Annotated in this window: 15 protein-coding genes, 1 tRNA gene and 2 pseudogenes; 6 read left to right on the top strand and 12 right to left on the bottom strand. The window is 73.2% G+C overall.

All coding sequences use genetic code 11. The annotated features are described in order from the left end of the window. Both RZ50_RS18135 and RZ50_RS18130 read left to right on the top strand, forming a co-directional pair. Window positions 1-815: pseudogene (locus RZ50_RS18135) on the top strand (hypothetical protein); the annotation flags it as partial. A gap of 168 nt (window positions 816-983) precedes the next feature. After that, complete coding sequence (locus tag RZ50_RS18130) at window positions 984-2,600, top strand: alpha/beta hydrolase (RefSeq protein ID WP_196950501.1); 1,617 nt, start codon at window positions 984-986, stop codon at window positions 2,598-2,600. A gap of 10 nt (window positions 2,601-2,610) precedes the next feature. On the opposite strand, the gene leuE is transcribed toward RZ50_RS18130, so the two are convergent. Beyond that, window positions 2,611-3,261, bottom strand: a complete 651-nt coding sequence (gene leuE, locus RZ50_RS18125) for a leucine efflux protein LeuE (RefSeq protein WP_196950502.1) — start codon at window positions 3,259-3,261, stop codon at window positions 2,611-2,613. A 157-nt stretch (window positions 3,262-3,418) separates the two neighbouring features. Then, a tRNA-Thr gene (locus RZ50_RS18120) sits at window positions 3,419-3,495 on the bottom strand. A 229-nt stretch (window positions 3,496-3,724) separates the two neighbouring features. Between RZ50_RS18120 and RZ50_RS18115 the strand changes: the two genes are divergently transcribed. From RZ50_RS18115 to RZ50_RS18100, 4 genes are all read left to right on the top strand, one after another. After that, complete coding sequence (locus tag RZ50_RS18115) at window positions 3,725-4,534, top strand: hypothetical protein (protein WP_196952625.1); 810 nt, start codon at window positions 3,725-3,727, stop codon at window positions 4,532-4,534. Between the two features lie 46 nt (window positions 4,535-4,580). Beyond that, window positions 4,581-7,334: an SUMF1/EgtB/PvdO family nonheme iron enzyme gene (locus tag RZ50_RS30170; RefSeq protein WP_196952624.1), complete on the top strand. Its 2,754-nt coding sequence runs from the start codon at window positions 4,581-4,583 to the stop codon at window positions 7,332-7,334. 88 nt (window positions 7,335-7,422) lie between these two features. Continuing rightward, window positions 7,423-8,598: a phosphomethylpyrimidine synthase ThiC gene (locus RZ50_RS18105; RefSeq protein WP_196952623.1), complete on the top strand. Its 1,176-nt coding sequence runs from the start codon at window positions 7,423-7,425 to the stop codon at window positions 8,596-8,598. Window positions 8,599-8,722: 124 nt separating this feature from the next. Beyond that, window positions 8,723-10,624, top strand: coding sequence for a PEP/pyruvate-binding domain-containing protein (locus RZ50_RS18100; RefSeq protein WP_196952622.1), 1,902 nt, complete (start codon window positions 8,723-8,725; stop codon window positions 10,622-10,624). Between the two features lie 27 nt (window positions 10,625-10,651). On the opposite strand, the gene RZ50_RS18095 is transcribed toward RZ50_RS18100, so the two are convergent. From RZ50_RS18095 to RZ50_RS18050, 10 genes and pseudogenes are all read right to left on the bottom strand, one after another. Next, window positions 10,652-11,296 (bottom strand): response regulator transcription factor, encoded by a 645-nt coding sequence (locus RZ50_RS18095; protein WP_196952621.1) that lies wholly within the window; start codon window positions 11,294-11,296, stop codon window positions 10,652-10,654. After that, window positions 11,260-12,579, bottom strand: coding sequence for a sensor histidine kinase (locus tag RZ50_RS18090; RefSeq protein ID WP_254802522.1), 1,320 nt, complete (start codon window positions 12,577-12,579; stop codon window positions 11,260-11,262). The genes RZ50_RS18095 and RZ50_RS18090 overlap by 37 nt, the downstream gene beginning before the upstream one ends. Before the next feature lie 188 nt (window positions 12,580-12,767). Next, window positions 12,768-13,211 (bottom strand): annotated as a pseudogene (locus tag RZ50_RS18085) (MaoC family dehydratase); the annotation flags it as partial. Window positions 13,212-13,388: 177 nt separating this feature from the next. After that, the gene (gene sbnB / locus RZ50_RS18080; protein WP_196952619.1) at window positions 13,389-14,420 is read right to left on the bottom strand and encodes a 2,3-diaminopropionate biosynthesis protein SbnB; all 1,032 of its coding nucleotides are present in this window, start codon (window positions 14,418-14,420) and stop codon (window positions 13,389-13,391) included. 91 nt (window positions 14,421-14,511) lie between these two features. After that, entirely contained in the window at window positions 14,512-16,170 is a 1,659-nt protein-coding gene (locus RZ50_RS18075) for an NAD(P)/FAD-dependent oxidoreductase (protein ID WP_308271730.1), read from the bottom strand. 92 nt (window positions 16,171-16,262) lie between these two features. Further along, window positions 16,263-16,991, bottom strand: a complete 729-nt coding sequence (gene fabG, locus RZ50_RS18070) for a 3-oxoacyl-ACP reductase FabG (RefSeq protein ID WP_196952617.1) — start codon at window positions 16,989-16,991, stop codon at window positions 16,263-16,265. After that, entirely contained in the window at window positions 16,988-18,157 is a 1,170-nt protein-coding gene (locus RZ50_RS29920; protein ID WP_305853038.1) for a beta-ketoacyl synthase N-terminal-like domain-containing protein, read from the bottom strand. Before RZ50_RS29920 ends, fabG begins: the two co-directional genes overlap by 4 nt. Window positions 18,158-18,159: 2 nt before the next feature. Continuing rightward, window positions 18,160-19,428 carry a beta-ketoacyl synthase gene (locus RZ50_RS18060; RefSeq protein WP_196952616.1) on the bottom strand — a complete coding sequence of 423 codons (1,269 nt, stop codon included), beginning with the start codon at window positions 19,426-19,428 and terminating at the stop codon, window positions 18,160-18,162. Window positions 19,429-19,494: 66 nt separating this feature from the next. Next, on the bottom strand, window positions 19,495-19,743 hold the full coding sequence (locus RZ50_RS18055; RefSeq protein WP_196952615.1) for an acyl carrier protein: 249 nt from the start codon (window positions 19,741-19,743) through the stop codon (window positions 19,495-19,497). Between the two features lie 257 nt (window positions 19,744-20,000). Continuing rightward, window positions 20,001-20,204: an MbtH family protein gene (locus RZ50_RS18050; protein ID WP_196952614.1), complete on the bottom strand. Its 204-nt coding sequence runs from the start codon at window positions 20,202-20,204 to the stop codon at window positions 20,001-20,003. Between the last annotated feature and the right edge of the window lie 24 nt (window positions 20,205-20,228).

The raw sequence follows: 20,228 nt of genomic DNA, 5'->3' as shown, positions 1-20,228 counted from the left end.
AGCAGGCCGCACCGCCGGCGGCCCCGGAGTCCGCCGCCGCGGCGCAGCCCGCGGCCAGCCGCTTCGACAGCGTCGGACACCCGGCCGGCGGCGAACTGCTCCAGTCCGCCGTGCCCGGCCCGGACGGCAAGCCGCGCAACATCAGGATCTGGCTGCCGCCGCAGTACGCCCAGGAGCCGAACGCGCGCTTCCCGGTCGTCGTGATGCACGCCGCCACCCCGGGCAGGACCGCCGACGCCGAGGTCCCGGACGTCTTCGAGGGCATCGGCGCCGCCCTGCAGACCGGCCGCTCCCGGCCGTTCATCCTGGTCGCCCCCGAGGCGCCGAGCGGCACCGCGCACCCCTGCGAACTGGTCGCCGCCGCCCCGGCCGCCGTCGCCGACGACGAGGCGCTGCGCACCACCGTCGCCACCTCCTTCCGCATCCTGCCGCCCGGCCCGGCCTCCTGGGGCGCGCTCGGCGTCGAGGGCGGAGCGCCGTGCGCGGCCGCGGCCGGGCTGGCCCGCCCCGACCTGTACGGCGTGGCCGCGGCCGTCTCCGGCCGCTACGACGCCGCCGTGCTCGCCCAGACCGGCGCGGAGGCCCCGGCCGGCAGCACGGTCAAGCTGCTGCTGGCCGCCGCCAAGGCCGACACCGCCGGGCTGGACGCGGCCCGCAAGCTCCAGGGGGCGCTCAAGGCCGGGTCCGGTTCGGCGGGCAAGGCCGAGGTGAAGGTCTCGGACAACGTGCAGGACTACACCCCCGACCGGGAGCGGCTGCGGCTGGTCCGACAGGCGGCGCAGTTCCTGTCCGAGGCGTTGACCAAGGCGTCCTGAACGCCGGTCGGGCGGCCGTTACGCTGCCCGGTACCCGGGGTGGGTACCGGGCAGCGGGCGTTCCTCCGCACTCGTCCTTCCGCCCGCTGCGGGGGCGGTGGTCGGGCAGCCGGGGCAGTCTGGGTTGGGTCGGGTCGGGGTGGGTCGTCTGTTGTGGAAGGGAAGCGGATGAGGGTCTTCGGACGGGTACGGGTGGCGGCCGCGGCGCTGGCGGCCGGAATGCTGGCGGCCGGGTGCAGCGCGGGGTCGTCCGGGGCGCCGGGTGCGGCCCCGTCAGACTCGGCGGGCCCGGCGGGCTCGGGCGGGTCCCACGGGCCGACTGCGCAGGCCGCCGCCGTCACCCCGTTGGAGCCGCTGCCCGCCGCCGTACCGGCCGCGCTCGCGCCGTACTACGGGCAGCGGCCGGCGTGGAAGCCCTGCGACGACGGGTTCGAGTGCACCACCTTCCGGGTGCCGATGGACTACGACCGGCCGGGGGACGGCGACCTCACCCTCGCGGCGGCACGGGCGGCGGCCGTCCCGGGCGGTTCCTCCGAGGCCCGGATCGGCTCCCTGCTGCTCAACCCGGGTGGGCCCGGCGCCTCGGCGATCGAGTACCTGGAGGCCGCCGCCCGGACGTACGACGGCGGGGTGCGCGCCCGGTACGACCTGGTCGGCCTCGACCCGCGCGGGGTGGGCCGCAGCAACCCCGTCACCTGCCTGAGCGGCGAGCGGATGGACGCCTACGCCGCCGTCGACCTCACCCCCGGCGACCAGCGGGCGATCGACGCGCTGGTCGCCGCCGACAAGGAGTTCGCCGAGGGCTGCCGGCAGCAGGCCGGGCCCGCGCTCGGCCACCTCAGCACCGTCGAGGCGGCCCGCGACATGGACGTGCTGCGGGCCCTGCTCGGCGACGAGCGGCTGAACTTCGTCGGCGAGTCCTACGGCACCTTCCTCGGCGCCACGTACGCCGGGCTCTTCCCGGCCCGGGTCGGTCGGCTGGTGCTGGACGGCGCGATGAACCCGGCGCTCGACTCGGCCACCGGCAACCGCACCCAGGCCGGCGGCTTCGAGACCGCCTGGGCCGCCTTCGCCAAGGACTGCGCCCGGCGCGAGGACTGCCCGTTCGGCCGCACCGAGCAGCAGGTCGGCGACCAGCTCACCGCCCTGCTCACGACCGTCCACGCCAACCCGCTGCCGGGCGGCGACGACGGGCGCCGGCTCACCGCGGCCCAGGCGACCACCGGCGTCATCCAGTCCATGTACGCCGACTTCCTGTGGCCCAGGCTGCGCACCGCGCTCGCCGACGCCAAGGCGGGCGACGGCACCGGCCTGCTGGAGCTCTCCGACGAGTACTACGGGCGCGAGGAGGACGGCACGTACCCCAACCTGATGTTCGCCAACACCGCGGTGAACTGCCTCGACCTGCCTGCCCCGTTCGGCTCGCCGGCGGACGTCCAGCAGGCGGTGCCGGACTTCGAGCGGGCCTCGCCGCACTTCGGGCGCGGCATGGCGTGGATGGCGCTGACCTGCGCCTACTGGCCGGTCAAGGCCACCGGGGCGGCGCACACCATCCGTGCCGCCGGCGCCCCGCCGATCGTCGTCATCGGCACCACCCGTGATCCGGCCACCCCGTACGACTGGGCCCGGTCGCTCGCCGGGCAGCTGGAGTCCGGGCGGCTGCTCACCTACGACGGCGACGGCCACACCGCGTACGGGCGGCACAACGCCTGCGTGGACGGCGCGGTCAACCGCTTCCTGCTCACCGGGGAGGCCCCGGAGCAGGATCAGCGCTGCGACCGGTAGCGGTGTCGTCCTACGCGGAGGAGACGGCCAGCTTGGCGGCGAAGCCGGCGAACAGGACGGCGACCCCGCTGGTGAGGGTGGCGGAGAGCCGCTTGCGGCGGCGGAAGGCGGTGGCCAGCGTCGTCCCGGCGAAGATCAGCAGGGAGAGGTAGAGCACGCTGAAGGTCTGGAGGACGCCGCCGAGCAGGGCGAAGGACAGCGCGGGCTGCCCGTAGGACGGGTCGACGAACTGCGTGAAGAAGGAGAGCAGGAAGAGGATCGCCTTCGGGTTGAGCAGGCTGATCACCAGCGCCCGGCGGAACGGCCGCTCGACGGACTCCGGGGCCGCCTCGGCGGCCGGGTCGGCCTCGGCCCGCCGCTCGCGCCACAGCTGGCGGGCGGCGCGCAGCATCCCGAAGCCGATCCAGAGCAGGTAGGCCGCGCCGCCGAACTTGACCACCGCGAACACCGCCGGGTTGGCCTTCAGCAGCGAGGCGGCGCCCAGCGAGGTGAGGCTGATCAGCGTGAGGTCGCCGGTGAACACCCCGGCCGCCGCCTTGTACCCGGTCCGGACGCCCTTGCGGGCGGCGACCGACAGCACGTACAGCGAGTTGGGGCCGGGCAGCAGGACGATGACGAGGGCGCCGAGGACGTACGTCGCCAGGTTGTTGACACCGAACACGGTGCACTCCGGGGAGAGGGAGGAGGGTGGCAGAGGGGCGCTCATCGTAACGTCGTACCGGTGATCGATTGAAGCGAAAACCATCCGCACCCCGCCCGGCAAACGCCCCGCGGGAACGACAGAACCCCGGGCCGTGGTGCCGACCCGGGGTTCTCGATGGAGCCGCCTGCGGGATTCGAACCCGCGACCTACGCATTACGAGTGCGTTGCTCTGGCCAACTGAGCTAAGGCGGCACCGTTGCCGTGTGTGGTGGCAACGCGGGCCAGTCTACACAGGTTCGCAGGTGATCCGTACCCGGGTTCGGGGTGGGGTGGGGGGTGGTGGTGGCGGGGGGTGGGGTTGTGTGGTGGTGCGGGGGCGGCGTGCGGGGTCAAGTCTGGGGCGGGGAGGGTGATTTGGTGGTGGCGGGGGGTGGTAGACCGTTGGTGGAGCGGGCAGGGTGGTCGGTGACGGGAGGGCCGCGTGCGGGTGCGGCGGGTCGAGGGCGACGGGGCGGGGTTCTTCCGGCGGCACGAGTCCGGGCGTCCGCTGAGCGCCTGTGTCGGGGTGGACGAGGCCTCGGGCGGGGCGTTGAGGCTGGAGTTCGGGGCGGGCGGCGGGCACGTGCTGGTGGTCGGGCGGTCCGCGGAGGCGGCGCTCGGGATCCTGGTGATGATGCTGTTCGACCTCGCGACGCAGGTCACCGGTGCCGCGGACCGCGGGAGCGCGTACACCACACCGCCGTTCAGCGTGATGGACTTCCACGGGAGCGAGGGCGCCCGGGTGTTCGGCGAGGCCGCGATGGCGCTGCCGCTGCCGGTGAAACTGGAGCGGGCCACGGACACCGCTATGACCACGCTGAGCGACTTCCAGTACGAGCTGACCAGGCGGGGCGAGCCGGGGGCGCCGAGTCCGGCGAAGTTCCTGTTCCTGTGCGGGCTGCAGTCCGCGCACGGGATCCGCTCGCGGGGCGCGTACGCGGAGGACGGTGCGAACCCGGGGGCGGCCAGGTTCGGGCGGCTGCTGCGGGAGGGGCCGGCGAACTCGCTCCACCTGATCACCTGGTGCAACAGCTTCGCGAACATCGACCTGACGGTGGCGGAGGGTCTGGGCTTCTTCCGGCACGTGATCGTGCTGGACGGGGCGGGGCCCGGCCAGGGGCTCGAAGTCCCGGACGGGGACGGGGAACGGGCGTGGTACCTGGACGTGGGGGAGGGGCGGGCGGTGCCGATGACGCCGTTCGCGCTGCCGGCGGCGGACTGGTGCGAGTCCTTCGCGCGCGGGCTCGGTTGAGACGGGCAAGGCCACGGACGGTCACCGCAGATCGGGAGGGGGTCCGGTGCGACACATTCGAGTGTTCCTGTCCTCGCCGTCGGACGTCAGGGAGGAGCGGGCGGCGCTGCGCAAGGTGATCAGCGATCTGCCCTACGACGCCTTCCTGCGCGGTCTGGTGGAGATGGAGGAGATCTCCTGGGACCGGCCGGGCGCGGGGGTGCCGCTGTTCGCCTCGCTGCCGCCGCAGGAGGCGGTCAATCGGGGGCTTCCGCGGCCGAGTGAATGCGATATCGTGGTCATCGTTCTATGGAGCCGTATGGGTACGCCTCCGCATGTACCCGCCTTCTCGGACGATGATCGTGCGTACCGTTCGGGAACGGAATGGGAATTCTTCGACGCCGTTCAGGCCGAACGGCGGACCGGGCGCCCCAAGGTCCTGCTCTACAAGCGCACCGCCGATCTGTTCGTCTCGTTGAAAGATCCCGAATTCGAGCAGAAGAGGTCCCAGCAGGAGCTGGTGGACGCCTTCGTCGCCGAGATCACGGATGCCGCGAACGGGATTCCGGTCGGCGTCAACCAGTACGCCGACCTCAGCGAATTCCGGCCGCTGGTGGAGAACCACCTGCGGTTGATCGTCAAAGAGATCATGGATGAGGAGTTGACGTTGGAAGCGGGCTCCCGATCGCGCCGCGATTTCTCCCTTTCCCCGTTCCCGGGGCTCCGGCCGTTCACCGACGAGGAATCCCTGGTGTTCTTCGGCCGGGAGCACGAGACCAGTGAGATCATCCAGCGGCTCGGCGATCAGAGACATCGTTTCCTCGCCGTCATCGGGGCCTCCGGCATCGGCAAGTCCTCGCTGGTCAACGCGGGGGTCATGCCGGCGCTGCGGGCCGGGGCGATCCCCGGGGCGGAGAGCTGGCGGTCGCTGCGCTTCACCCCGGCCGAGATCGAGGGGAACCCCTTCCTGGCGCTGGCCGCCCAGCTGTCCGAGCACGGGCGGGCGCCCTGGACGGCCACGCCCGAGGTGGCCGCCCGGGAGCTGGAGGCGGACGCCGCGGCCGTCGGGCGCTACATCGACGAGGCGCTGGCCGGAGCGCCCTCCTGGGCCCGGCTGCTGGTCGTCGTCGACCAGTTCGAGGAGCTCTTCGGCTCGGGGGTGGAGGAGGAGCGCCGGGCCCGCTTCGTCGGCCTGCTCACCGAGATGGTGGCGGCCGAGCGGGCGCTCGTCGTGGTCACCCTGCGCGCCGACTTCTACGCCCACTGCCTGAACCACCCCCGGCTCGCCGAACTGCTGCGCAGCGGCTCCTTCCCGCTCGGCGGGGTCGGGCTCGGGGCGCTCTACCGGATGATCACCCGCCCGGCCGAGATCGCCGGACTCCAGTACGAGGGGGACCTCGCCGAGCGCATCCTGGAGGACGCCGGGGCCGAGCCCGGGAGCCTGGCGCTGATGGCCTTCGCCCTCAACACGGTGAGTCAGCACGCCAGCCCCGAAGGCCTGTTGCTGCTGAGCGAGTACGAGCGGATCGGCGGCATCCGCGGGGCCGTGGCCACCCGGGCCGAGGAGATCTTCGACGAACTCGCCGAGACCGACCGGGAGCAGCTGCCCGCCCTCTTCCGCAAGCTCACCGACGTGAGCGAGTCGGACGCGCCGGTGCGTCGGCGGGCCAAGCTGAGCGGCCTCACGGCGGACCCGTCGACCGCGCGGCTGGTCGACCTGCTGGTGCGGGCCCGGCTGCTGGTGGTCAGCGACGACGAGTACCGCGAACCGACCGTGGAGGTCGCCCACGAGGCGCTGTTCGGCTCCTGGCCGCGCCTGGCCGAGTGGATCCAGCAGACCCAGGACGACCTCACGCTGCTGCGGCAGCTGCGCCGGGCGGCCGTCGACTGGGTGAAGGCCGACCGCCCCGCCTCCTTCCTCTGGCCGCACGAGCGGCTCGTCCTGGTCGAGGCGATGCTGCGCAACCTCGATCCCGAACTCGACCCGGAGATCGAGAAGTTCATCGTCCCCGAGGCGGCCCGGATCCTGGCCGAGACCACCGACGCGGCGACCACGCACCAGCGCCGGGCTAGCCTCGGCGACCGCCTGTGGGAGATCGGGGACCCTCGCCCCGGCGTCGGTCTGGACGCCGACGGGCTGCCGGAGATCCAGTGGTGCGAGGTGCCGGGCGGATCCGTCCGGCTGCGGGACGTCGGCGAGATCGAGGTCCCCGGCTTCCGGCTGGCCGCCTACCCGGTGACGTACCGCCAGTACCGGGCCTTCCTGGACGACCCCGGGGGCTTCGCCGACCCGCGCTGGTTCGAGGGCCTGGCGGTGCGGCCCGAGGCCCCGGGGAGCCAGTTCCGCAAGCTCGGCAACCACCCGGCCGAGAACGTCTCCTGGTACGACGCGGTCGCGTTCTGCCGCTGGTTCAGCGCCCGGACCGGGACGGAGGTGCGGCTGCCGGCCGACTGGGAGTGGCAGCTCGCCGTCGCGGGCTCCGGGGACGGCGGCGGCTACGCCTGGGGCGGGGCCTGGGAGGACGAGCGGGCCAACCTGCTGGAGAGCGGCCTGGGCCGGACGGTCGCGGTCGGCCTCTACCCGGACGGCGCCACCGCCGCGGGCGTGCACGACCTGCACGGCAACATCTGGGAGTGGTGCCTCAACCTGCTGTCGGACGCCAGCGTCAACGGCACCGACCAGGGCTCGACCAGCGCGAGGGTCGTCCGGGGCGGGTCCTGGCTGGTCTCCCGGTCCTTCGCCCGCGCCACCTTCCGGGGCTGGGACGATCCCGAACTGCGCTACCCGGCCCTCGGGTTCCGGCTGCTGCGCGCCGCCTGACCGCTCGGCCGGTTCCACGCTCAACCATCCACCGCACGCGCGTACGACGGTTCGATCGGTTCGAGAGCTTCGATCGGGAGGGGAACTCATGGACGCCGGAGCCGAGGACAGGTCCTTTCTGCTGCGAAACGACGCCCACGACATCGACGGGGCCCTGCTGGGCAGACCCCACCCGGTGGTGCTCGGGGTGATCATCGGGGTGACGCCCGGGGAGACCACGCCGGAGACCGAGTACGACAAGGCCGTGCGCGCCGTCGCCCAGGGGGCGCACACGCTCACCGACGTGACCACCGACGGCGACCCGACGCTGCGCCGCCGGGTGCTGGAGAGCCTGAACGTCTCCTACGGGACCGTCCCCACCTACGAGGTCTTCCGCCGGATCAAGCGCGACGGGCGGGACCCGCGCGACGCGGTGCTCGCGGTGCTGGAGGAACAGGCGGAGGAGGGCGTGGACTTCTTCACCGTCCACGCCTCCGGGACCCCGGAGATGGCCCGGGCGCTCGGCACCTCGGACCGGGTCATCCCGGTCACCAGCCGCGGCGGCGCCATGATGGTCGAGGTGATGGACGGCCTGGGCGGCGAGAACCCGTACGCCGGCTGCTTCGACGAGGTCCTGGAGCTGTGCCGGGCCAGCGGTGCGGCGCTCAGTCTCGCCGGGACGTTCCGGCCCGGGAGCGTCGCGGACGCCATGGACGCGGCGCACCTCGCCGAGATCGAGGTGCAGGCCGAACTGGTGCGGCGCGCCCAGGAGCGGGGCGTCAAGGTCTCGGTCGAGCTGGTCAACCACGTGCCGGTTCACCTCATCCCGGCCTACTGCGCGTTGGGGCGCGAGAAGCTGCACGGCGCGCCGTTCGGGGCGCTCGGCCCCTCGCCGACCGACATCGCCATCACCTACGACCACGTGGCCGGGGCGATCGGGGCGACGACCGCCGCGCTGCACGGCACCTCCTGGGTGACCTGCGTGACCGCCGGGGAGCACTGCCGCATCCCCGACGCCGAGGACATCGTCACGGCGGTCAAGTACTTCCAGATCGCCCTGCACATCGCCGAGTTGGGCTGCACCGGGGACCTCGCCCGGGACGCCAAGCTCTCCCGGGCGCGCAACGACAACGACTGGACGGCCATGGCCGAACTCGCCGTCCACCCCGCGGACGCGCAGGCGCTGGTCGAACGGCAGGGCTACCACCACGGCGAGGCCTGCACGATGTGCCGGGGCACCTGCCCGCTGGTCCGCGGCAAGGCGATCCGGGCGCGGCAGCGCTGACCCGGGGCGGTGGTGCCGGGCCGTGGGGCGAGCGCCGGGAGCGGTGCTCGTGCCACACTCACGTGTCCGAACTCGCTTGTCCGGCCCGCACGGTGACGGTCCGATGGTTGTCTGAGGGGAAGCCATGAACGGCGCGGTCCGATGGAGTGAGGAGTTCGCCGCGCTGCCGGCGACGGCGATCGGCGGCAAGGCCAAGGGCCTGGGCACCCTGATCGCCGCCGGGCTGCCGGTGCCCGAGGCCTTCTGCGTCACCGTCGAGGCCCACCGGGCGGCGCTGGCCGGCGCCGGCCAGGACGTGGACGGGGAGATCCGGCGGGCCCTGGCCGTGCTGCGGGAGCGCGGGGCCGACTCCTTCGCGGTGCGCTCCTCCTACCTGTCGGAGGACACCGCCGAGGCGCTCTCGCCCGGGGTCTACCTCAGCGAGGTCGGGCTCGGCGAGGACGAGGAGGTGCTCGCCGCGGTGCGCCGGGTCTGGCGCTCCGCGGGGTCCGCCGCGGCCGTGGACTACCGCCGGACGATGGGCCTGGCCGGCGGCGCGGACGCGATGGCGGTGATCGTGCAGCGGGCCGTCCCCGCCCGGGCCGGCGGGGTGGTCTACACCCTGCCGCCCGGCGGGGACCCGGCGACCGTGCTGGTCGAGTACGCGGCCGGGGCCCCGGGCAACGTGATCGACAACCTGGCCCCGCCGCTGCGCAGTGTGCTCGGCAAGCGCGAGCAGTCCGTACCCGAGGTCGGGGACGGCCCGGTGAGCGGTGCGCAGCTGCGGACGCTGGCGGGCTGGGCGGCCCGGCTGGAGCGGGAGCTCGACGGCCCGCTCGACCTGGAGTGGCTGCTGGACGGGGCCGGGGAGCTCCAGCTGCTCCAGGCCCGGCGGCTGCCGTACCCGGTGGTCGCCGCCGAGCCGCCGTACGTCGCCCCGGCGGCCGGGACGGCGCTGCGCAGCGACAAGCTGGCGCCGTTCCGGCTGCGCGGGCGGGTGGAGCTCAACACCATCGAGGCGGACCTGGTGCTGCCCTCGGCCTTCGCCGCGTACCGGGACTCGGGGGCGGTGCCGGAGGAGTGCCGGGAGGTGTTCGCGCGGTACGCCGCCAGGGGGCCGGTGTCGGTGCGCTCCGTCTACTGGTCGGCGCTCGGCTCGGGGGACATGCTCCCGCAGTCGGCGCTGCTGACCTCGGTGGCGGACTGCGTCGCGCACCTGGAGCGGTACTGGCGCTACGTGCTGGAGCACGGCAAGGCCGACTACTCGGCCGAGGTGGCGCTGCTGGTGGCGAACTGGACCGATCTGCGGGCCTCGGTGATCGCGACCGCCGGGGCCGGCGGGCCGGTCGAGATCGGCGCGCTCTTCGGCCAGTTGGAGGGACTGGAGACCTGCGCCCACGACCGTTACACGGTGGCGCTGCCGGAGCTGCGCACCGAGCGGGCGGACGTGCCGCACAAGCCGCTGGCGGTGACGGTGCCGCGCCGCCCGCCGCAGCCGCTGCCCGAGGAGCTGCGCGACCGGCGGGTGCTGGACGAGGAGGAGGTCCGCGAGGCGGCCGCGATGACGGCCCGGCTGGCGGAGCGGCTGGGACCGGTGCGGGTCGAGCTGCTGGTGCTGAACGGCGCCTCGGCCGCCGCCGAGCGGGTGGTCGCCTGGCAGGTCACCGAGCTGCGGGAGACGGCCGGGCTGCGCTACTTCCACCTGCGCGGCGCGGGGGCGGGCGGCGGTACGGGCGGGGCCGGGAGGGAGGCGGTCGCGTCCGGGCGGCTGACCGTGCTCGGCGCCCCCGAGGACGTCGGGGCGCTGGACGGCGGCGGGCGGCGGGTGGTCGCGGTCGACTTCGAGCGCTTCGACCTGCGCGACCCGCAGCTCGCCACCGCGATCGCCAGGGCGCTGCGCGCCGCCGGCCACCCGGTGCTGCTCAAGGGCAGCATCCTGTCGCACTTCGCCGCGCTGCTGCGCGAGTACGGCGTCGCCGTCTACCCGGTGAACTCGGTGCCGGCCGGGCTCGGCGACGGGGACCGGGTGGACGTCCTGCCGGACTGAGGGGCCGCAGGGACCACTGGTCCGGGACTACTGGTCGAGGTAGGCCAGCACGGCCAGGACGCGGCGGTTGTCGCCGTCGGTGGGCAGCAGGTTGAGCTTGGTGAAGATGTTGCTGATGTGCTTGGCGACGGCCTTCTCGGTGATGAACAGGCCCTGTGCGATGCCGGCGTTGGAGCGGCCCTGGGCGACCCACTCCAGGACTTCGCGCTCGCGCTCGGAGAGGGCGCCGATGTTCTCGTCCCGCTCCTTGCGGACCAGCAGCTGGGAGATGACCTCCGGGTCCATGGCGGTGCCGCCGTCGGCGACCCGACGGATCGAGTCGAGGAACTGGGAGCCGTTGGTGACCCGGTCCTTGAGCATGTAGCCGACGCCGCGGCCGCCGCTGGCGAGGAGCTCGCGGGCGTAGAGCGGCTCGACGTACTGGGAGAGCAGCAGGACGGGGAGGCCGGGCATGCTGCGGCGGGCGGTGATGACGGCGCGCAGGCCCTCGTCGGTGAAGCTCGGCGGCAGCCGGACGTCGACGACGGCGACGTCCGGCTGCTGTTCGGTGAGGGCCTTGAGGAGGTCGGCCCCGTTGTCCACGGCAGCCACCACCTCGTGGCCGTAGGCCTGGAGGAGGCGGATCAGGCCGTCCCTCAGGAGGAAGTGGTCTTCGGCGAGGACAATGCGCAAGGGAGCTCCATGGTGACCATGGTCGGGCCGTTGACGGGACTGCTGACGGCCAGGACTCCGTCGAAGGTGGAGAGCCGTCGCTCGATGCCGCGCAGACCGCTGCCGCGGGCGGCGTCGGCGCCGCCGCGTCCGCTGTCCGTGACGGTGATGCGAAGCATGCCGTGATCGTAGCGAATGTCGATCCAGGCGCGGTCGGCGTGCGAGTGCTTGGCGACGTTGGTGAGGATCTCGGAGATGGCGAAGTAGGCGGCGGACTCGACGGGCATCTCCGGCCGGCCGGGCAGGTCCACCACGACCTCGGTGGGGACCGGGCAGACCATGGCCAACGCCCGCACCGCGTCGGCCAGTCCGCGGTCGGCGAGGACCGGCGGGTGGATGCCGCGGACCAGGTTGCGGATCTCCTCCAGGGCCTTGGAGGAGGACTCGCGGGCCTCGATCAGCAGGGCGCGGACGGCCTCCGGGTTGGTCTCCAGGAGGTGCTCGGCGGCGTCCAGGGTCATGCCCATCGCGACCAGCCGGGCCTGGGCGCCGTCGTGCAGGTCGCGCTCGATCCGGCGGATCTCGGCCATCTGGGTGTCCACCGCGGTGCTGCGGGTGGTGGTCAGGTGCTCGATCCGGCTGGCCATCAGCTCCTGCTCGCTCGGGGCGAGCATCGAGCGGGTGTACAGCGCGTGCTTGCGGACGGCGCGGGGCGCCATCCAGAGCGCCAGCGGCAGTTGGAGGACGCCGAGCACGCCGGCCAGTACGGCGGTGGCCTGGCCGTCGATCGGGATGAACTGGTACCAGAGGCCGTCCCACTCGGTGGACAGCGGGATGCCGAAGAACGCCAGGAAGATGCCCCAGAAGCCGCTGAGGACGAAGGCGATCGGCATGAAGGCGAGGAAGCCGCCGGCGATCGGGTCGGTGAGGATCCAGGTGAACTCGCGGCGGGTCTGCGGGTCGCTCATGATCCAGCGGTAGCGGGCGATCGCCCCCGAGGCGCCCTCGGGCGCGGTCGGCAGCGGTCCGGGCGGGCCGGGGATCCGCACTCCGGACCAGCTCTCGGCGAGCCCCCGCTGACGGGCCGCCAGGGCCCGTACGCGCTCCATCGCCCGCGGGACCAGGCCGAGGCCCGGGCCGATCAGGGAGATCGCGGTGGTGACGCCGAGGGCGCGGCCGAAGCCGGCGATCGACATCCAGCAGAGGGTCAGCGCCCGCCGCAGCCCGGTGAATCCGGCCGAGGCGGAGAAACCCCTGACCTCGGCCGGTGCGGGGTTGCCCCCGAGCTGCATCGTGCGGTCCATGGACACGCTCCTTCCTGGTGCCTTCGCGGTGCCCTCGGCCGTGGTGGCCGTGGGACCATTCTGGCGTCCGTGAGGCGTCGAAATCGGTAGTACTAACTCCCCTCTTGACCGGCGGACCCGGCGGATCCGGTGGACCCGGCGGACCCGGATGCCACCGCCGGCTCCGACTCCGGCTCCGGCTGCGCGATGAACAGCGACAGGGTGTCCGCCACGCAGGCCGCGCGCGGATCGCCCTCGACCTCCACGGTCATCCGCACCGCCGCCAGGTGGCCCACCGGCGTCTCGCGGACGCTGGTGACCTTCGCGCCGCCGCGGACCCGGGCGCCGACCTTGATCGGGTGCGGGAAGCGCACCTTGTCCAGGCCGAAGTTGACGCCCATGGTGACGTCCCTGATCTCGAAGATCGCGCGCATCATCGCGGGCAGCAGACCGAGCGTCATGTAGCCGTGGGCGATGGTCCCGCCGTACGGGCCGGTGGCCGCGCGCTCCGGGTCCACGTGGATCCACTGGAGGTCGCCGGTGGCGGCCGCGAACCGGTCCACGTTCTCCTGGGTGACTTCGAGCCACTCGCTGTAGCCCAGGTGCTCGCCGATCGCCCCGGTGAACTCGGCCAGGTTGGCAAAGGATCTCATGCGGTGATTCTCCTGCTTCCGTGCTGACGCCCAACTGACGCAGCGCTGACGTGCGGCCCTACGGGAGTGGCGGCCGGAGAACACCGGACGGCCGGAGAACACCGGACGGCTGGAGAACACCGGACGCCCGCCGGGCGGGGGAGCGCGGCGGGCGTCCGGGACTCGTGACGGCGCGGGTCAGCCGTAGCGCTTGAGCTCGTGGAAGAAGTCGGGCACGGTGTGCAGCTGCCCGGCGGCCCCCACGCGGTCGTAGACGTGCTTGGCGACGGCGAGGTCGAGCACGCCGAGGCCGAACGGGGAGAACACCACCGGGCGGTCGGCGGGCGGGGTGATCGCGCCGGTGAGCACGTCGTACAGCGTGCCGGCCACGAACTCCCGGTGACCGACCCGCTGTTCGGCCAGGTGCGGGGAGGTGTCGGCCTTCATGCAGTGCTCGATGTCGTCGACCACGTTCCAGGAGCCGAGGACGATCTCCGGGGAGAGGTCGCGCAGCGAGACGTGCAGCACCAGGGGGTTGTGCGCGAACCAGGCGGGGTCGGTGACGTGCGGCTCGCCGGCCACGGTGGCGAAGACCACCAGGTCGCTGGAGCGGATCAGGTCCTCGGGCTTCTCGTGGACGGTGATCGCGAGCTGCTCGCCCCCGGCCCGGCGCAGGTAGTCGGCGAAGCCCTCGGCGTGATCGGCGGACAGGTCGTGGACGCCGGCCTCGGTGAAGTCGAAGCCGTTGGCGGCGAGGTAGGTGTGGATGTAGCGGGCGATCAGGCCGACGCCGAAGAAGCCGACCCGGCGCGGGCGTTCGCCGCGGGCGTCGGCGAGCCGGGCGGCGGCCAGGGCGGCGGAGGCGGCGGTGCGGGCCGCGCTGATGATCGAGCTCTCCAGGCAGGCGATCGGGTAGCCCGTCTCGGCGTCGTTGAGGATCAGGACGGCCGAGGCGCGCGGCAGCCCCTCCGCGACGTTCCCCGGGAAGCTGGAGATCCACTTGACGCCGTGCACGCCGACGTCGCCCTTGACCGAGGCGGGCAGCGCGATGATGCGGTCGGAGGGCCGGTCGGGGAAGCGCAGGAAGTACGAGTCGGGGTTGACCGTCTGCCCCTCGCCGTGCAGCCGGTACGCGGCCTCGATCGCCGTGACGACCTCGTCCTCGTGCCCGTGGAGGGCCTCGTGCACCTGGGCGCCGGAGACCACGGCGAAGGTTGGTACCTGGGTCATGGGAACACTGCTCCTGGTCGGGTGAAGCCGGGTGAAGCCGGAGCCGGAGGGAACCGGGCGAGTCGGTGGAGTCGGTCGACGGGCGGGGAGCTCAGCCGATGCGGGCGAGGCCCTTGGCGGTCCGGCGGGTCCGGCCGCGGGAGACCACCAGCGGGTCCCAGTCCGGGCCGCGCTCGGGCAGCAGGGCCGGGTCGCCGAGCACCGCGCCGCCGAGCACCTCGGGCAGCAGCGGGCGGCCGAGGACGTGCCCGGCGGCGGCCATCCCGCTGGTGGCGACGGCGCCCAGGCCGCTGCCGTAGCGGACGCTCTGGCCGACCACGTACAGGCCCTCGACATCGGTGCGGACGTCCGGGCGCTGGCCGACGCCGCCCCAGTTCGCCATGCCGTACGGGGTGCCGCCGGTGCCGCGGATGTAGCGCTCGTGGCTGAGCGGGGTGGCGGTCTCCAGGTGGGTGATGCGGTCCTGGAAGGGGCCGATCACCTTCTCGGCGGTGGCCAGCATCAGCTCGGTGAGCCGGCGCTTGCGGGCGAGGTAGGCGGGGTTGCGGCGGTAGGGCTCGCCGCCCACCGGGCCGCCGTCCAGGCCCCAGAAGCCGTAGCCGGGCGGGCAGCCGGTCATCAGCTGGAAGTTGCTGTGGCCGGGCGGGCAGACCGCGGCCGCGCCGGGGTCCTTGAGCGAGGCGAAGGAGAAGGTGAGCTGCGGCACCGAGTCGAAGACGCCGTCGCGCTCCCAGCGCTCGGTCATCGCGGCGTGCGCGGCCTCCATGTCGTCGCTGTCGTGCCACCAGATGTTGGCGTTCGGCAGGCCGGGCAGCTCGGTGTCCAGCGCGACGTACACGGCGATCACGGCGCCGCGCATGGTGGCGGCGCGGGTGCGTTCGACCACCTCGGCGGGGAAGGTCCGCTCGCCGCCGCACAGGTCGAGCACGGTGCGGCGGTAGTCGGCGTTGGAGATCACCAGCGGGGCGGACACCCGGGTGCCGTCGGTGAGTTCGACACCGGTGGCACGGCCGTCCTCGGTCAGGATGCGGCGCACCTCGCAGCGGGTGCGCAGCTCGCCGCCGTGCGCCTCCAGGGCCTCGACCAGGGCGGCCACCAGGACCTGCCCGCCGCCCTCGGGGTAGTAGGCGCCGCGCAGGTAGTGGTCGAGCATGGCGGCGTGCTCGGCGAAGGTGATGCCGTCCGGCATGGTGCCGTAGTTGCCGGCCTGGGCGGCGACCAGGGTGCGGGCCTTGGGCGAGAACCCGCAGTGGTCCAGGGCCTGGCCGAGGGTGCGGCGGGTCCAGCGCATGGTCTGCGGGGAGCGCCGGAACAGCTCGACCATGGAGGCGCCGTGCAGGCCGTCCCGGGTGGCGCCGGCCACCGCCCGGGCGAGGTCGACGAACGCGTCGATCCGGTCGGCCTCCTCGGGCAGCGCCTGGCACAGCCGGTCGCGGTAGGCCGTCCAGCCGGCCGGGATGTCCACGGTGGCCGTGGGGGTGATGATCCGGTCGAAGCCGTGCTCGTTGTCCATCGGCCGGAAGGTCACCCGGTCGCGGACGCCGAGGCCGGCCAGCAGCGACGGGAACAGCCCGCCCTCGGCGCAGTCGCCGATGTAGTGGGTGCCCACGTCGAACTCGTACTTGCGGCGGCGCCGGAAGACGTGGGCGTTGCCGCCCGCGATGTCGTGCTGTTCGAGGACCAGCACGCTGCGCCCGTCGGCGGCCAGGTAGCCGGCGGTGACCAGCCCGCCGAGGCCGCTGCCGACCACGATCGCGTCGTAGTGTGCTCCGAGCCCTTCGGCTCCCGGTCTCGCGAGTCTCCCGACTCCCCGCATTCGCGCCCCCATTCGCGTCGATGCCATCAGAAGGTGCCGCCGCCGTGGATCTCGAAGACCGAGCCGCTGATGTACGAGGCCCGGTCCGACAGCAGGAAGGAGACCAGGTCGGCCACCTCCTCCGGCTTGCCGGCGCGTCCGAGTGCGACGTTCTTCAGCATCCGCTCCACCGCGGCCTCGGACATGTCGCCGACCATGTCGGTGGCGATCAGGCCGGGGGCGACCACGTTGGCGCGCACCCCGCGCGGGCCGCACTCCTTGGCCAGGGACTTGGTGAAGCCGATGATCCCGGCCTTGGAGGCGGCGTAGTTGGCCTGGCCGAGGTTGCCGTAGATCCCGGACACCGAGGACAGGTTGACGATCGATCCGCTGCGGCGCTTGCTCATCGCGAAGGCGGCGGCCCGGCAGACGTGGTAGACGCCGTCCAGGTTGGTGCGCAGCACCTCGGCCCAGTCGTCCTCGGGCATCAGGATGACCGGGCGGTCCCGGGTGATGCCGGCCGAGGTGACGACGGCGTCGACCGGGCCGAGCTCGCGCTCGGTGCGGGCGAACCAGTCGCGGACCTCGGCGGCGTTGGCCACGTCGCACCGGGTGGCGGTGATCCGGGTGCCGAACTCTCCTGCCTCCTTGGCGAGTTGCTCGGCGGCCTCGGCGTTGGAGCGGTAGCAGAAGGCGACGTCGTAGCCGTCCCGGGCGAGCCGCAGCACGATGGCCCGGCCGATGCCCCGGGAGCCGCCGCTGACCAGGGCGATCATGCGGTGGCTCCGTTCGGGTCGGAGTTCGGGGCGAGGTTCGGGTCGAGCAGGCGCAGCACGGCGCAGCCCACCGCGCCGTCCCGGTCCACGGCGGTGACCAGGGCGATCCGGCCGGCCGCGGCGGGTTCGCCCTCGGCGACGCTGAGCACCGCCTGGATCTGGAAGGTGGCGGCGGCCGCGCTGGTGTCGCCCAGCAGCTCCATGGACGGGACCTTCGTGAGCGCCTCGGCGGGCAGCAGGGCGGTCAGCGCCTCGTGCTCGGCCCGGCCGGCGGCGGTGGGCGCGGCGCTCGGGACGGCGGCCCACACCTCGTCGGCGGTGACGCCGGCCTTGGCGAGGGCGCGCCGGACGCAGGCGGTGACGGCGGTGCCGGGGTCGTCGTCGATGTCCACCCGGGTCTCGACCGCCAGGACGGCGGCGAGCGCGGGCCGCTGGGCGGTGCCGGCGTGCTCGACCACGAACAGGCCGCAGCCCTCGCCGAGCAGCGGCGACGGGTCGCCGGGCAGGACGGCGGTGTGCTCGATCCAGGCGTGCGCGGCGGAGAACTCCTCGGCCGAGCCCACCAGGTACTTGGTCGCCCGGCCCTGGCCCATCAGCCGGCGCGCGTAGTTGAGGGCCAGCAGGCCGCTGACCCGGCCGCCCGCGACGGTGGTGTTGGGGCCGGTGAGGCCGTGCCGGATCGCGGTGGCGCCCGCGGCGTGGTTGAGGCTGCCGAAGGGGATGCGGCCGGCGTCGACGTGGAAGGGCAGCGCGTTGGTGTACGACTGCTTCAGGAAGTTGGTGACGTTCTCCAGGCTGCCCATCGAGATGCCGAGGACCACGCCGGTGCGGCCGTCGGTCTCCACCACCCGGTTGCCCTCGGCGTCCTGGAGCAGGCCGTCGGAGGCGACCAGGGTGAGCGCGGTCAGCCGGTCCATCTTGGCGGTGCCGACCGGGCCGAGCAGGCCCTTGATGTCGAAGCCGGGCACCAGGCAGACCTCGGGCGAGGGCAGCGGGCCGTAGGCCTCGTCCGGCTGGACGGAGGTCTTGGCGCCGGAGCGGACTCCGGCGGCGAAGGCCCGGCCGGTCAGGCCGTGCGGCGAGACGGCCGACCAGCCGGTGATGACGAGGGTCTCCGGCGGCAGGGCCGCCGGGGTGGCTGCGGGGCTCTTCAACGAACTCGTCATCGTCAGACTCGCTCTCCGTACGTGCCCAGGATCAGGATGGCGTTGTTGCCGGCGAAGGCGCTGGAGTTGTTCTCCACGATCCGGACCTCGGCGTCGATCGCCTCGTTGGGGACGACGTCCAGAGGGCAGTCCGGGTCGGTCTCCACGTGGTTGATGGTCGGGGGGATGAACTGGTTCTCGATGGCGAGGCTGCAGGCGATCGCGCCGAGCGCGCTGGCGGCGCCCATCGAGTGGCCGAGCATCGACTTCACGGCGACGGTGCGCGGCGGGGAGTCGCCGTACACGTCGAGGATGGCCGCCGACTCGGTCTTGTCGTTGGCCTTGGTGCCGGTGCCGTGCGCGGAGATGAAGTCGATCTCGTCGCGCTCGACCCCGGCGTCGTCCAGGGCGAGCCGGATGCCGCGGGCGATGCCGTCCCGGTTGGGGGCGGTCGCGTGGGCGGCGTCGCAGCTGAGGCCGTAGCCGAGCACCTCGGCGTAGATGTGCGCGCCGCGGGACAGTGCGGACTCCAGGCTCTCCAGGACGAGGATGCCCGCGCCCTCGCCGGTCAGGATGCCCTGGCGGTTCCTGTCGAACGGGCGGACCACGTCCGGGGTGAGCGCGCCGAAGCGCTTGAACAGGGCGAAGGCCTTGCGGCAGACCGCGTCGGCGCCGCCGCACAGCGCGATGTCGACCTCGCCGGAGCGGATCGCGTCCAGGCCGTAGCCGATCGAGTAGTTGCCGGCCGCGCAGGCGGTGGTGATGGTGGTCGGCTCCACGTTCGGCATGCGCAGCTCGCGGGCGATCACGGTGCTCAGCCGGCCGGCGTTGATCCGGCGGGACAGCACCGGATCCAGGGCCCCCGGGTCACCGGCGGCGATCTCCTGCTCGACCAGCACGCCGATGTCGTGCGACTCGCCGTCGGTGGTGCCCACGCTGATCACGGCCTGGCGCTCGCCGAGGTCGGCCTCGGTCAGCCCGGCGTCGTCCACCGCCATCCGGGCCGCCGCGACGGCGAACTGCCCGGCCCGGCCCATGTCGTCGAGCGGTACGCGGTGGATCCAGCGCTCCGGCTCGAAGTCGGGGACCTCGCAGGCGATGTTCTGGCCGAAGCCCTCGGTGTCGAACCGGGTGATCGGCCGTGCCCCGGAGCGGCCGGCCCGCAGCCCCTCGGTGTACTCCTCGACGCCCGTACCGATGCTGGAGATCGCCCCGAGGCCGGTGAGGACGACCCGGCGGCGCCCGTCCGGTGTACCGGACCGGGGGGCCGCTGGTGACTGTGCGGTGGACATGGGACTGGACTCCTTATGCGGTGGGAAGCGTGAGGCTGGCCGTCCGGGGTCGGGGACGCCCTCGGGTCACCAGCCGGCGGCCGCCGCGGTCACCTGGTAGGTGGTCTCCACGTTCACCATCTTCGGCAGCTCGTTCATGTCGATGACGATGGAGTACTCCATCTCCAGAGCGCTCAGCACGTCGATGAGCTTGAGGGAGTCGGCGCCCAGCTCGTCGACGAACAGCGCGGTGTCCGAGAACTCGCTGTGGACGTCGATGTTCTCGGCGATGATTTCGCGGATACGGGTGAGGCGCTCCGGCGCAACCGTCGTCATGCTCGTTTCCTCCGTTTTCCAGATGCCCGGATATGGCTTCTGGCCAGAAAACTAATGAGCACCGATGACGGGTCGATGACGTCCAACTGACCGCTCACTGACATGAGTCGGCGTGCGGTCCGGGGCCTGGTGGGGCGGGCTCGCGGGGACAAAACGATCGCCCGCCGCACCGGTGGGCGAGGGCTCCACGGGTACGGCGGGCGGGGTCGGCGGGGCCGGCCCGCGGGGATTGGGGAATTCCCGCGACGGCCGGAGGGTCAGCCCAGACGCTGCAGGCTGAGCGGACGCATGTCGGTCCAGTTGGCCTCGATGTGGGCGACGGCGGTGGCCCGGTCGGTGGCGTCCAGCGCGACCGACCAGCCGCCCGGGACGGCGGCGAAGGACGGCCACAGGGAGTGCTGCCCCTCCTCGTTGACGAGGACGAGGAAGGTGCCGTCTTCGCGGTCAAAGGGGTTCGCCATGGCGGTTCTCTCCAGGTGGTTGTT

It is taken from the genome of Kitasatospora sp. SUK 42 (assembly GCF_015776785.2).
Lineage (GTDB): Bacteria > Actinomycetota > Actinomycetes > Streptomycetales > Streptomycetaceae > Kitasatospora.
The sequence above is the reverse complement of the archived record's forward strand: the minus strand, read 5'-3'. Positions and strand labels throughout refer to the sequence as shown.

Coding starts and splice junctions, on each gene's coding strand:
- RZ50_RS18130 (WP_196950501.1), top strand. CDS start 984: ATGAGGGTCTTCGGACGGGTACGGGTGGCGGCCGCGGCGCTGGCGGCC.
- RZ50_RS18105 (WP_196952623.1), top strand. CDS start 7,423: ATGGACGCCGGAGCCGAGGACAGGTCCTTTCTGCTGCGAAACGACGCC.
- RZ50_RS18100 (WP_196952622.1), top strand. CDS start 8,723: ATGAACGGCGCGGTCCGATGGAGTGAGGAGTTCGCCGCGCTGCCGGCG.
- RZ50_RS18090 (WP_254802522.1), bottom strand. CDS start 12,579: ATGGACCGCACGATGCAGCTCGGGGGCAACCCCGCACCGGCCGAGGTC.
- sbnB (WP_196952619.1), bottom strand. CDS start 14,420: ATGACCCAGGTACCAACCTTCGCCGTGGTCTCCGGCGCCCAGGTGCAC.
- fabG (WP_196952617.1), bottom strand. CDS start 16,991: ATGATCGCCCTGGTCAGCGGCGGCTCCCGGGGCATCGGCCGGGCCATC.
- RZ50_RS29920 (WP_305853038.1), bottom strand. CDS start 18,157: ATGACGAGTTCGTTGAAGAGCCCCGCAGCCACCCCGGCGGCCCTGCCG.
- RZ50_RS18060 (WP_196952616.1), bottom strand. CDS start 19,428: ATGTCCACCGCACAGTCACCAGCGGCCCCCCGGTCCGGTACACCGGAC.
- RZ50_RS18055 (WP_196952615.1), bottom strand. CDS start 19,743: ATGACGACGGTTGCGCCGGAGCGCCTCACCCGTATCCGCGAAATCATC.
- RZ50_RS18050 (WP_196952614.1), bottom strand. CDS start 20,204: ATGGCGAACCCCTTTGACCGCGAAGACGGCACCTTCCTCGTCCTCGTC.